The 12403-nt window shown below is 72.3% G+C and carries 14 protein-coding genes; 1 reads left to right on the plus strand and 13 read right to left on the minus strand.

Annotated features, from left to right (window positions below; translation table 11 throughout):
* Positions 1 to 172: 172 nt before the first annotated feature.
* The 5 genes from nusB to DPM19_RS20985 form a co-directional block, all read right to left on the minus strand.
* Positions 173 to 589, minus strand: a complete 417-nt coding sequence (gene nusB, locus DPM19_RS20965) for a transcription antitermination factor NusB (protein ID WP_111869684.1) — start codon at positions 587 to 589, stop codon at positions 173 to 175.
* Positions 589 to 1146 carry an elongation factor P gene (efp, locus tag DPM19_RS20970; RefSeq protein ID WP_111869685.1) on the minus strand — a complete coding sequence of 186 codons (558 nt, stop codon included), beginning with the start codon at positions 1144 to 1146 and terminating at the stop codon, positions 589 to 591. The genes nusB and efp overlap by 1 nt, the downstream gene beginning before the upstream one ends.
* A gap of 30 nt (positions 1147 to 1176) precedes the next feature.
* On the minus strand, positions 1177 to 2241 hold the full coding sequence (locus DPM19_RS20975) for a M24 family metallopeptidase (protein ID WP_111869686.1): 1065 nt from the start codon (positions 2239 to 2241) through the stop codon (positions 1177 to 1179).
* Positions 2242 to 2302: 61 nt separating this feature from the next.
* The gene (locus tag DPM19_RS20980) at positions 2303 to 3349 is read right to left on the minus strand and encodes an LLM class F420-dependent oxidoreductase (protein WP_111869687.1); all 1047 of its coding nucleotides are present in this window, start codon (positions 3347 to 3349) and stop codon (positions 2303 to 2305) included.
* Positions 3350 to 3409: 60 nt separating this feature from the next.
* A complete protein-coding gene (locus DPM19_RS20985) occupies positions 3410 to 4066 on the minus strand; it encodes an enoyl-CoA hydratase/isomerase family protein (protein ID WP_111869688.1) in 657 nt (218 codons plus the stop codon).
* A 111-nt stretch (positions 4067 to 4177) separates the two neighbouring features.
* Between DPM19_RS20985 and DPM19_RS20990 the strand changes: the two genes are divergently transcribed.
* Positions 4178 to 4756 (plus strand): TetR/AcrR family transcriptional regulator, encoded by a 579-nt coding sequence (locus DPM19_RS20990; protein WP_233510546.1) that lies wholly within the window; start codon positions 4178 to 4180, stop codon positions 4754 to 4756.
* 88 nt (positions 4757 to 4844) lie between these two features.
* Here the strand turns inward: DPM19_RS20990 and DPM19_RS20995 are convergent, their stop codons facing one another.
* From DPM19_RS20995 to bar, 8 genes are all read right to left on the minus strand, one after another.
* Complete coding sequence (locus DPM19_RS20995) at positions 4845 to 6212, minus strand: alpha/beta hydrolase domain-containing protein (RefSeq protein WP_233510547.1); 1368 nt, start codon at positions 6210 to 6212, stop codon at positions 4845 to 4847.
* 221 nt (positions 6213 to 6433) lie between these two features.
* Complete coding sequence (gene aroQ, locus DPM19_RS21000) at positions 6434 to 6895, minus strand: type II 3-dehydroquinate dehydratase (protein ID WP_111869690.1); 462 nt, start codon at positions 6893 to 6895, stop codon at positions 6434 to 6436.
* Positions 6892 to 7968, minus strand: a complete 1077-nt coding sequence (gene aroB, locus DPM19_RS21005; RefSeq protein ID WP_111869691.1) for a 3-dehydroquinate synthase — start codon at positions 7966 to 7968, stop codon at positions 6892 to 6894. The genes aroQ and aroB overlap by 4 nt, the downstream gene beginning before the upstream one ends.
* Positions 7965 to 8471, minus strand: coding sequence for a shikimate kinase (locus DPM19_RS21010; protein WP_199485220.1), 507 nt, complete (start codon positions 8469 to 8471; stop codon positions 7965 to 7967). Before DPM19_RS21010 ends, aroB begins: the two co-directional genes overlap by 4 nt.
* Positions 8472 to 8473: 2 nt before the next feature.
* The gene (gene aroC / locus DPM19_RS21015; protein ID WP_111869693.1) at positions 8474 to 9655 is read right to left on the minus strand and encodes a chorismate synthase; all 1182 of its coding nucleotides are present in this window, start codon (positions 9653 to 9655) and stop codon (positions 8474 to 8476) included.
* 65 nt (positions 9656 to 9720) lie between these two features.
* Entirely contained in the window at positions 9721 to 10344 is a 624-nt protein-coding gene (locus DPM19_RS21020) for a prepilin peptidase (RefSeq protein WP_233510554.1), read from the minus strand.
* A 168-nt stretch (positions 10345 to 10512) separates the two neighbouring features.
* Entirely contained in the window at positions 10513 to 11208 is a 696-nt protein-coding gene (locus DPM19_RS21025; protein ID WP_111869695.1) for an SseB family protein, read from the minus strand.
* Between the two features lie 80 nt (positions 11209 to 11288).
* Entirely contained in the window at positions 11289 to 12395 is a 1107-nt protein-coding gene (gene bar / locus DPM19_RS21030; protein ID WP_111869925.1) for a barbiturase, read from the minus strand.
* Between the last annotated feature and the right edge of the window lie 8 nt (positions 12396 to 12403).

Raw genomic sequence — 12403 nt, forward strand, 5'->3', positions numbered from 1 at the left:
TGGGGCACGAGGACCTCCTACGGGTGCGGAGTGGCTGTGTGGTAGCTCCACACCACACCTGGGAGGTCCTCCCTATTTCAACAACATCCGGCCCGTGTCGCCGTCACCAACGTCCATGAGCAGTACACCTAGCCAGGACCGCCGACCCGGATCGCCGGACGCCGCGGATTCGTTACAGCGCCAGGGAGGGCTTGAGCCGTTGCAACCGTGAGAGCAGGCCGTTGACGAACCGGGGCGACTCCTCGGTGGACAGCTCGGTGGCCAGCGCCACCGCCTCGCTGATCGCCACCGCGTCCGGCACGTCGTCCACCCACAGCAGCTCGTAGGCGCCCAGCCGGAGGATGTTGCGGTCGACCGCGGGCATCCGCTCGAGCGTCCAGCCCACCGCGTAGGTGGCGATCAGCTCGTCGATCCGCTCCCGCTGGGCATGGGCGCCCTCTACCAGCCGCACGGCGTGCGGAAGGGCGGCCAGCTCCTCGCCCTCGGGGCGGCGGCGCTGGGCCAGCACGTCGACCGGGGACTCACCGCGCACGTCGGCCGCATACAGCACGTCGAGGGCGAGCTTGCGCGCCTTGGTGCGGGCGGCCATCAGCCGCGGCCGAGGTAATCGCCGGAGCGGGTGTCGACCTTGACCTTCTCGCCGGTGGTGATGAACAGCGGGACCTGGATCTGGGCGCCGGTCTCCAGGGTGGCGGGCTTGCTGCCGCCGGTGGAGCGGTCGCCCTGGAGCCCGGGCTCGGTGTGGGTGACCTCCAGCACGACCGCGGCGGGCAGCTCCACGTAGAGCGGGTTCTCCTCGTTGAACGCGATCACCGCCATCTGCTCGGGCAGCAGGTAGTCGGCCGCGCCGCCGACCGTCGCCGCCGGGATGTGCGGCTGGTCGTAGGTCTCGGTGTCCATGAAGACGAAGTCCTCGCCCTCGCGGTAGAGGTACTGCATCTCCCGCTTGTCGACGCTGGCCACGTCCACCTTGGTGCCGGCGTTGAAGGTCCGGTCCACGACCTTGCCCGACAGCACGTTCTTCAGCTTGGTGCGGACGAACGCGCCGCCCTTGCCGGGCTTGACGTGCTGGAATTCCAGGACGGTCCACAGCTGGCCGTCGAGGTTCAGCGTCATGCCGTTCTTGAGGTCGTTCGTCGTCGCCACGCGTCGTCTCTCCTGTTACGGCGCCCGCGCCTAGAGCACGAGCAGTTCCTTGGTCGTCCGGGTGAGGATCTCGGGACCGTCGGCGCGGACCACCAGAGTGTCCTCGATGCGCACCCCGCCCCGGCCGGCGAGGTAGACGCCGGGCTCGGCGGTGATCGGAACCCGGTCGGCCAGTTTAGCGGTCCGGTCGTACCCCATGAGCGGTGCCTCGTGGATCGCCAGGCCGACTCCGTGCCCGAGCCCGTGCGGGAAGTCGTCGCCGTGCCCCGCCTCGACGATCACCGTCCGCGCCGCCGCGTCGACGTCGTGGGCGGCGGCGCCGGGGCGGGCCGCCTCGATCCCGGCCCGCTGGGCCGCGTGGACCAGGTCGTAGATCTCCCGCTGCCAGCCGGCGGGCTCGCCCACGGCGACGGTGCGGGTCATGTCGGCGTGGTAGCCGCCGTACAGGGCGCCGAAGTCCATGGTCAGCAGGTCGCCCGCGGCGAGCGGGCGGTCGCCGGGGCGGTGGTGCGGCACCGCGCCGTTGGGCCCGCCGGCGACGATCGAGGCGAACGCGGGCGCCTCCGCGCCGAGGTCGACCATCTGCCGTTCGAGCGCGATCGCGATCTGCCGCTCGGTCACCCCGGGGGCGATCGTGGGCAGCACGGCGTCGAAGGCGCGGTCGGTGAGCGCGCAGGCCTCGCGGAGCAGGGCGATCTCGGCCTCGTCCTTGACCTGGCGCAGCCCTTCCACCGCCCGGCCCAGCGGGACGAGTTCACCGTCGGCCGCGGCGGCGATCTCGCCGTGCCGCTCGACCGTCACCTGGTGCTCCTCGTACGCCAGCCGGGCGGCCTTGGCCCGGGTGGCGAGCTCGACGGCGACCGGGCGGGTGACGAGGAGTTCGAGCTCCGGGCAGACCCGCCGGGCGGTCCCGGCGTAGCGGGCGTCGGTGGCCAGCAGCGCGGTGCCGTCGGCGCGCACCAGCAGGGCGGCGTTGCTGCTGGCCAGCCCGGTGAGGTAGCGGACGTTCACCAGGTCGGTGATCAGCGCGGCGGGGACGTCCCGCCCGGCCACCAGCTCGGCGAGCCGAGCGCGGCGGAGCTCGTGTTCTTCCATGTGGGCGACCCTATGCGGCCGTCGCCGTGCCCCGTCCGGGCGGGGCACGGCGACGGGGGCGTCACGCGTCGGCGACGAGCTCCCTGATCTTCTCGATCAGGGCCAGCCGGCCCTTGTGGTCACCGGCGATCGGGTTGATGTTGAGGGTGGTGACGCCGGACTCCTTCATCGCCGCCAGCCGCTCCCGGACATGGCCCTCGGGGCCGATGAGCGACATCTTCTGCAGCAGTTCGGCGGGGACCTTGGCGGCGGCCTCGTCCTTCTTGCCGGCGAGGTAGAGGTCCTGGATCTCCTCGGCCTCCTTCTCCCAGCCGTACCTGCGGCACAGGTCGTTGTAGAAGTTCCTGCCCTTGGCGCCCATCCCGCCGATGTAGAGGGCGGCCATCGGGCGGCCGAACTCCAGGTAGCTCTCGACGTCGTCGCCGATGGCCAGCGGGGCCTGGGCGACGACGTCGAGCTCGCCGAGCGAGGGGTCGCGGCGGGCCCGGCCGGCGGCCAGCGAGTCGCCCCAGACCTCACCGGCCTTCTCCGGCAGGTAGAAGATCGGCTCCCAGCCTTCGGCGATCTCGGCGGTCATCTCGACGTTCTTCGGCCCGATGGCGGCGATCATGATCGGGATGCGCTCGCGCACCGGTGTGTTGATCAGCTTGAGCGGCTTGCCCAGGCCGGTGCCCTGCTCGAGCGGCAGCGGCAGGGTGAAGTGCCGGCCCTGGTACTGGACGCGCTCGCGCCGCCAGACCTGTCGGCAGATGTCGATGACCTCGCGGGTGCGGCCCAGCGGGGCCCGGTAGGGGACGCCGTGGAATCCCTCGATCACCTGCGGGCCGGACGCGCCGATGCCGAGGGTGAACCGGCCGTCGGACACGTAGTCGAGCCCGGCGGCGGTCATCGCCAGCAGGGTGGGGGTCCGCGAGTAGATCGGCAGGATTCCGGAGGCGATCTCCAGCCGCTCGGTCTTGGCCGCGATGTAGCCCATTTGGCTCACGGCGTCGAAGCTGTACGCCTCCGCGACGTACACGATGTCGAGCCCGGCCTTCTCGAAGTCGGCCAGCTCGTCGACGGCCTCCTTGAAGCCGCCCGAGTAGCCGAGCGCCATCCCGATGCGCATCCGACGTCCCTTCTGTAAACCGAATCAGGTTCGGATCGAGTCCAACGATAGAGGGTCCGCTCAGGCTCCGGACAGCGCCTGGAGTACCGGCCGGTAGATGTCCGTGCGGATCTTGGCGATCGTCTCGCCGGCCTTCGGCGCCAGCGGGCCGGCCAGGCCCAGCGCGACGGGCAGCACCTCGGCCTCCGGCGCGGTGCGGTGCACGATGCCGGCGGCCAGCGCCTCGGCCGCCGGGTAGCGCCGTCCGGTGATCATGGCCTCGTGCGCGGTCGCGCTGGGCAGCCGGGTGGTGATCAGCGCGTTCATGCCCGGTGTGAACGACAGCCCGAGGTCGACCTCCGGCAGGCAGAAGTAGCCGCGGTCGTCGCGCATCACCAGGAGGTCGTGCGCCAGCGCGAGCATGCCCCCGGCGGCGAAGGCGTGCCCGTTGATCGCGGCCACCGTGGGCAGCGGCAGCGTGAGCAGCCGGGCGAAGAGCCCGTGCACCCGATCCAGGTAGGGGCCCCACTGGTCGCCGTTGGCACCGAGCCAGTCGAGGTCGAGACCGTTGGAGTAGAACTTTCCGGTTCCGGTCGTCACCAGGGCCCGCGGCCCCTCGGCCTTCTCCACGGTGTCGAGCGCGCCCCCGACGGCGTCCAGGAACTGCGGGCTGAACCGGTTCTCGCCGGCGTCAAAACGCAGGACGAACACGTCGCCGTCGCGCTGCAGATCGATCACGGGGGTCCCTTCGTTCGGGCCTGGCGGGCCACGCCAGGTGTATGACAACCGTCATATGAAGTTGCCGTCTTGGCCAGGTCGCGATTCTATGATGAATGTCATAATTCTGGGGTGAGCAAGTCGGACAGCAGGGATCGCATGGTCCGCAGCGCGGCGTACCTCTTCCGGGAGCGCGGCTACAGCGGGACGGGGTTCCGCGATGTCATCGCGCACAGCGGGGCACCCCGCGGCTCGATCTACCACCACTTCCCCGAAGGGAAGGCGCAGCTCGCCGAGGAAGCCGTCCGCTACGCCGGCGACTTCCTCAACGCCGGCATCACCGCCGCGGTGAGCGGCGACGACGCCACCGCCGCGATCGACGTCTTCGGCGGCTGGTGGCGCCGGGTACTGGTCAAGAGCGACTTCCGGGCCGGCTGCCCGGTGGTGGCCGTGACGGTGGAGTCGCACGACGACGCGCCCCGGCTCACCGCCGCCGCGGCGGCGGCCTTCGCCCGGTGGGAGGACACCCTGGCCACCGCGCTGGCCAACTCCGGCGTGCCCGACGAGCGGGCCGGGCGGCTGGCCACACTGATCGTCTCGGCGGTCGAGGGCGCCACCATCCTGTGCCGGGCCCGCCGCGACGCCCAGCCGCTCGACGACGTGATCGTCGAGCTCAAGGCCCTCACCCGGGCGGCCGTCCTCCCGGAATGAGGCGGGACGGGGCGGGGAACGCCACCGTCCTCGCCCTCCCGGAAACGCGCCGGGAAGGCGAGGACGGTCCGAGGTCACCTGACGGAGATCATTTGCCGAGGTCGGCGGCGAGGGCGTCCTTCAGGTTCAGCGCGGCGTCGGCCGGGGTGATGTAACCGGCGCGGATGTTGCGCAGGTCGGTCGCGACCACCGCGGCGACATAGCGGCCCTTGCTCGGGTAGAGCTTCTTCAGGGTCGCCTGGTCGTAGGGGGTGTACGAGCCGAAGAGCCGGCAGAAGCTCTCCCCGGAGTTGTCACCGTCGTTCAGCGCGGTCGGCACCGTCAGCTGGGACAGCCGGATGCCGCCCTTGACGAAGCCGTTCTCGTCCCGCGCCTTGGTCCCGTCGGCGTTGAACTGGATGACGGGGGCGGCCGGCGGCGGGGTGCCGCGCTCGGCCCAGCGCGCCAGGTGGTCGTAGGCCGTGCCGGTCACCTGGTGGATGGGCATCCGGCTGAACGGCTGCCGGTCGCAGTTGTACTGCGTGACGCCGCCCAGGTCGCGCTCGGAGAGCGGGCCCCGGTACTCCTGGCCGTCCCAGCCGGAGTGCGCGGAACCGGCCACCTCCCAGCGGCGGAACACGTTGCTGTCGGCCCGCCGGTCGGGGGTGCGCACGTCGGTCTCCGAGAGCACCTGGAAGACCGGCTCCTTGCCGACGCGGGTGGGTGCCCCACCGACGATGAAGCCGTAGCCGTCGAAGACGGGCTGGATCTGCGGCAGGACGCGGTCGTAGTAGACGACCATCCGGCCCGCCGACTGCGAGGCGCCGATCGCCAGGATCGTCTTGGCCTTCAGCCCGCCCAGCAGCTTGGTGCCCTGGGGCGAGCGGATCGCCTGGGCCGCCTGGCTGAAGATGTCGTAGGACAGCTGGTCGGTGGTGAACTGGCCCGCGCCGGTGACGTCCAGGTCGCCGTAGCGGGCGGGGCTCCAGCCGCGCAGCTGGTCAACGCCGACGCGCTGGGCCGACACCCCCACCCAGGCGTAACCCTCGCGAAGGATGTCCCGGTAGTTCCAGAGGGCGTCCAGGTCGTAGCCGGCCGTGACGTTCTGCCACTCGACCAGGACCCGGCCGTTGAACTTCTTGGCGTTCGCGGGACGCCGCACCACGACGCGCGTCTTGTACGCCACGTCCGTGCCCTCGACGGCGCCCGTGGCGCTGTAGGCGTCGGCCTTGCCGGAGAGATGGAACTCCTCCTCCACGAAGCCCGCCTTGCGCAGGTCCAGGTAGGTGGAGAAGAAGGGGTAGGTGTCCTTGATGTTCGGCGACTTGGGGTCGCCCGGCGCGGTGCCGGGGAGGGGCCCCTGCACGGTGGGCCGTGCCACCGGGGACGGCGCCGCGGAGGCCGCCGCCGGCGCCAGGGCGACGAGTGCCGCCGTACCGACGAGAACGGCGAGCGTTCGTCGGGTGAATCCGACCACGTCAGGTCTTCCTTTCCTCGACGTGTGAGGTGGGCCGGATCAGGATCGCCCGAAACCAGGAAGATGACCATGGAAAAACGGCGAAACCGGCGAAAATACCGATCGCACCACCGATAGGTGACGCCAGATACCGAATCCGGACAAATCCCCGGCAACCCGGCCCGCCGAGCAGCGGAAACGCCCCTCCGGGCCGCCACGGACGGTACGTGCCGGCAAGGCGTTCAGGCGCCGGCGATCGCCTCCGCCGCGAGCATGTCCGCCACCGCCTGCAGGGCCAGGACGTACGACGTCATCCCGAACCCGGCGATCGTGCCGGTGGCCACCCCGGCGACCACGGAGGTGTGCCGGAACTCCTCGCGGGCCGCCGGATTGGAGATGTGCACCTCCACCAGTGGCGCGGTGCGCTGGGCGAGTGCGTCCCGCAGCGCGTAGGAGTAGTGGGTGAACGCCGCCGGGTTGAGCACGATCGGCAACCGGGCGTCGGCCGCCTCGTGCACCCAGCCGACCAGTTCCGCCTCGTCGTCGGTCTGCCGGACCTCCACGTGCAGGTCCAGCCGGCGACCGGTCTCCCGGCACAGCTCCACCAGGTCGTCGAACGTCGCCGCGCCGTAGACGTCGGGCTCGCGGGTACCCAGCCGGCGCAGGTTCGGCCCGTTCAGCACCAGGACCGTACGGCCGCTCATCCGGACACCCGCCGGTAGGCCGCGGCCAGCAGGTCCTCGGCGGGGGCCGCCAGGCGGCCCGGCTCGGCGAGGCCGTCGAGCACCACGAACCGCAGGGTGGCCCCCCGGGACTTCTTGTCCACCCGCATGCCCTCGCGCAACGCCGGCCAGGCGTCCGCCCGGTAGGAGGTGGGCAGCCCGACCGAGGCGAGCACCGCGCGGTGCCGGTCGACCAGGCCGGCGGGCAGCCGGCCGGCCAGCCGCGACAGCTCGGCGGCGTAGACCATGCCGACGGCCACCGCGTGCCCGTGCCGGAACCGGTAGTCCTCAGCCTTCTCGATCGCGTGCGCCAGGGTGTGGCCGTAGTTCAGGATCTCCCGCAGCCCGCTCTCCCGCAGGTCCGCCGCGACCACGTCGGCCTTGACCCGCACGGCCCGCTCCACCAGTTCCCGGGTGTGCGGCCCGGCCGCCCCGCAGGCGCCCTCGGGGTCGTCCTCGACCAGGTCGAGGATCACCGGGTCGGCGATGAACCCCGCCTTGATGACCTCGGCGAGGCCGCTGATGTAGTCCTCGCGCGGCATCGACTCCAGCGTGGTCAGCTCGCACAGCACCCCCGCCGGGGGGTGGAAGGCGCCGACCAGGTTCTTGCCCTGCGCAATGTTGATACCGGTCTTCCCGCCGACCGCCGCGTCGACCATGCCGAGCAGCGTGGTGGGCACCAGCACCGCCCGGACCCCGCGCAGCCAGGACGCCGCGGCGAACCCGGCCAGGTCGGTGGTGGCCCCGCCGCCGACACCGACGACCGCGTCGGACCGGGTGACGCCCACCTCGGCGAACCGGGACCACAGCCCGGCCAGCACGCCGACCTCCTTGGCCGCCTCGCCGGCGGGCACCGGCAGCGGGTGCACCACCAGCCCCGCCGCCTCCAGCGCCTCCCGGACCGGGCGGGCGATCTCAGGCAGCTCCTCGTTGTGGACGACCGCGACGGTGCGCACGCCCTCACCCAGCAGGCCGGGCAGCTCGGCCAGCACTCCGGTGCCGATCACCACGTCGTAGGGGTCGGCCCCCCCGACATGCACCCGGGACGACGTCACGACAGCGCTCCGGTGAGCTCCTCGGCCACCTCGGCCGGGGCACGGCCGTCGGTGGCGACAGTGATCACGGCCAGCGACTCGTACACCGGGCGGCGCTCCTCCATCAGCGCGCGCAGCCTGCTGCGCGGGTTCAGCACCAGCAGCGGCCGGGCCGCGGCGAGGCCGACCCGCTGGACGGCGTCGGCCAGCCCGACCTCCAGGTAGACCACGGTGTGGCCGGCCAGCAGCTCCCGGGTCGGCTCGGCCAGGATCGCCCCGCCGCCGAGCGCCAGCACGCCCTCGTGCTCGGCCAGCGCGGCGCGCACCGCCGCGCGCTCCAACTCGCGGAAGCGCTCCTCACCGTCGTCGATGAAGATCTCACCGATCGGCTTGCCGGTGGCGGCCTCGATATCGGCGTCGGTGTCCCGGAAGGGCACGCCGAGCCGCTCGGCCAGCGCCTGCCCCACCGTGGTCTTGCCCGAGCCCGGGGGGCCGATCAGCACTGCCTTGGGTCGTGTCATGATCCCTACTTGATGGCCAGCGAGGACAGGTAGCCCTGCGCGTTGCGGGCGGTCTCCTCGACGGAGTCGCCGCCGAACTTCTCCAGCGTCGCGTCGGCGAGCACCAGCGCCACCATCGCCTCGGCGACGACCCCGGCGGCGGGCACCGCGGTCACGTCGCTGCGCTGGTTGATCGCTTTGGCGGGCTCGCCGGTGGTGACGTCGACGGTGTCGAGCGCGCGGGGCACGGTCGAGATCGGCTTCATGGCGGCCCGGACCCGCAGCACGTCACCGGTGGTCATGCCGCCCTCCACACCGCCGGCGCGGTTGGTGCGCCGCCGGATCCCGTCGGGGCCGTTCTCGATCTCGTCGTGGGCGCGCGATCCGGGCCGGCGGGCGGTGGTGAAGCCGTCGCCGACCTCGACTCCCTTGATCGCCTGGATGCCCATCAGGACGCCGGCCAGCCGGGAGTCCAGCCGACGGTCCCAGTGGACGTGGCTGCCCAGACCGGGCGGCAGCCCGTACGCCAGCACCTCCACGACGCCGCCGAGGGTGTCGCCGGCCTTCTTGAGCTCATCGACGTGGGCCACCATCGCCGTCGCGGTGCCCGGGTCGAAGCAGCGCACCGGGTCGTCGTCGATCGCGGGCAGGTCGGCCGGGGCGGGCGGTGGCGCGTCCTCGGGGACGGCCACCTCGCCGAGCGCGACGACGTGGCTGAACACCTCGGCGCCGAGCACCTGCCGCAGGAACGCCTTGGCCACCTCGCCGAGCGCCACCCGGGCGGCGGTCTCGCGGGCGCTGGCCCGTTCGAGGACCGGCCGGGCGTCGTCGAACCCGTACTTCTGCATGCCGACCAGGTCGGCGTGGCCGGGCCGGGGCCGCGACAGCGGGGCGTTGCGCGCCTGGGCGGCCAGTTCCTCCGGGTCGACGGGGTCGGCGGCCATCACCGTCTCCCACTTGGGCCACTCGGTGTTGCCGACCTCGATCGCCACCGGGCCGCCGAGGGTGCGGCCGTGCCGGACACCGCCGACGATGGTCACCTGGTCCTGCTCGAACTTCATCCGGGCGCCCCGGCCGTGGCCCAGCCGGCGCCGGCGCAGCGCCTCGGCGATGTCGGCCGAGGTCACACGTACCCCGGCCGGCAGTCCCTCCACGATCGCGACGAGTGCGGGCCCATGGGACTCCCCCGCGGTCAACCAGCGCAGCATGCCGTGAATCCTTTCATCCCCGCACGAGGGTACGCGTCCGCTTCCGAAGCGTGAGACGGCGGTCTTCAGGCGTGGACGAGGATCGCCAGCAGCGTCCCGGCCACCATGAACGGGCCGAACGGGATGGCGCTCTTGCGGTCCGCCCGGCGGGTGACCAGCAACGCGATCGAGAAGAGGCCGCCCAGCGCGAACATGCCGAAGACCCCCAGCAGCCACGCCGAGGAACCCAGCCAGCCCAGGTAGAGACCGAGCGTCCCGGACAGTTTGACATCACCCAGGCCGATCGCGTTCGGCACGACGAACCACTGCACCGCAAAGAACAGCCAGAGCGCGCCCAGCCCGGCCAGGGCGAACACGTAGCGGGCGGCTCCGTCGTCGGTGAACGGGACCGCCACCGCCAGCAGGACCAGCGCGATCGGATACGACGACAGGGTGAGCGGGTCGGGCAGCCGGCGCAGCGGGATATCGATGGCGCTCAGCACCACACCGAGCACCCCCAGGTAGACGTACGCCGGCAGTTCGGGCCGCGCCCCGATCCGCCAGACCAGCAACGCCACCACGGCCAGCGCCGTCAGCGCGATCGGCCAGGGGGCGCGGGCCACCGGCGCGAACCAGTGCGGCCCGGTGACGGTGTCGTCGGCACCATCACCGGCCGGTGCGGTCGGAGAGTCGGGGGGATACTCGGCCACGAACCCGACCCTAGCGGCTCGGCGGAGCCGCCGGCCGCCTCGTCTCATTCGTTCACTGCACGGCCACTTCGCGCGCTTCCCGGTCCGGCGGTGCCGACGTGCCGCCCCGCCCGTCCCCGGGCCGGCCGTACCGAACGCCACACGCGTTCGCACCGGCCGTCCCCCGGCTCAGCGGCGGACCACGCCCAGTTCGACCCCGCCGACGATCCGGCCCTGGAGCAGTTCGGCGAGGCGATCGGTCACCCGCTGGACCACGGCCCGCTCGTCGTGGTCGGAGTCGACGCCGAACCGGATCGACAGTTCGGCGGTGTCGCCCGCCGCCACCCGTACCCCGACGACCCCGGGCTCGGTGCCGAAGGCCGCCTCGATCGCGGCCAGCACGTCGGGGTCCTCGTGCGGCGGCGGGATCGGCCTGCCCTCGCCGAGCAGGTGCAGCCGGACGCCGTCGACCGCGAACGGCACCGGGCCGGCCACGTCGATGACCAGGGCGTCGGCGCCGTCGTCCAGCGCGGCCCGGCACGCCTGCCGGGTGTCCACCGGCACCGGGCGGGCGTCGGAGCGCCAGCGTTCGAGCGTCTCGGCCGAGGTGAACCCGAGCATGCCGCGCCGGCCGTCGGCGCCGATCAGGGTGGGGACCGCCATCTCGCTCTCCTTCTCCCGGCGCAACCCGTCGGGAGAGGTGTCGTCCAGTTCGGTCACCACCGCGACGACCGGCATCAGCAGCCGCGCGCCCGACAACTCCTGGAGCACGGCGTGCTCGCCGACACGCCCGGCGGCGTACCCGGTGAGCGCCGCGCTCAGCCGCGGGTCGGCACCGCCGTCGTCGTCGGGAAACCGGGGTTGGATGAGACTGGGTCCTGCCACCCTGGCAGCGTATAACCCCGACGACCACTCCTCGTGTCCATCCGTGCGCTTCGTGACACTTCCGGAACGTGCCGTGCGGTTCAGCCGAGATCGGCGACGGCGGCGACCGTGCCTCCGCCGGAGGGGCCCTGGTGGACGGCGGCGACCGAGACGAACACGGCCGGATCACCCGTGACGGACGCCGCGACCCCACCCACACAGGCCTTGATCTGGCGGTGCCAGTGCACGTCGGAGTCGTCCAGCATGATGTTGCGGCGGCCCCGCACCGAACCCGAGGGGTCGGCCTCGCACTTGATGAACACGTTGACGAGCCGGTCGTCGAGGTCGGTGGGGTGCGGCCGGTCGGGCAGGTCCAGCCCGGCGGAGCGGATCGCCGCCCAGATCCCGTCGGCGTCCAGCGCGTCCGCCATCACCCCGTGGCCGATGCGGTAGCGACCGCCGATCCCGCGGACGTTGCCGACCACCACGATCTGCGCCCGGTCGAGTTCCACCCCCGAGGAGCAGGACGCCACCGAGGAGTACAGCGCCAGGTCCCGGTGGATCTGCTCGGCGGCGGGCATCTCGATCTCGCCCAGCGCGACGGCGATGCCGAGCGCGGTGGTGGAGTTGGAGATGTCCATCGACTTCAGCGTGTCCTCGGTCACCACGTCGTGGCCGCGCCGTTTGGCGTCGTTGATGGTGTCGAGGGTGAGCAGCGGGGTCTTGGTCTGCACGTAGTGGACGTCGGCGGGGTCCTCGATTCCGGCGGTCTTCATCGCCGTCCGGACGCCGTCGGCGACGGTCTCCACCATGGCGGGCCGGCCGATGTCCTCAGGGCGGATGATCTCGCTCATCGCCACCCCCACCGACACCCGGGGTTCGTCGGTCACCGGGGCGTCGGCCGGATCGACGGTGGCGAAGATCGTGGCGTGCGGGCTGAGAACGCCGTCGGTGCCGCCCGACCACACCAGCGGCACCCGCGCGACCTCGTCGGCGCTCCGGCTGCCCCGCTCCAGCAGCACCTCGCGGAACGCCCGGTCGGCCAGGATGCGGGTGTAGTCGTTGACGCCGCCGTTCCCCTCGGTCTTGCCGACCACCGCCAGTACGCGGTCGGCCTCGATCACACCCTCGTCGATCAACCGGGTCAGGCCGGAGGCGTCGGTGACGCTGTCGATCGGGATCTTGCGCACTTCGATCGGGTCGGGCATCGCCATTC

This window comes from Actinomadura craniellae, assembly GCF_003289645.1.
Lineage (GTDB): Bacteria > Actinomycetota > Actinomycetes > Streptosporangiales > Streptosporangiaceae > Actinomadura_D > Actinomadura_D craniellae.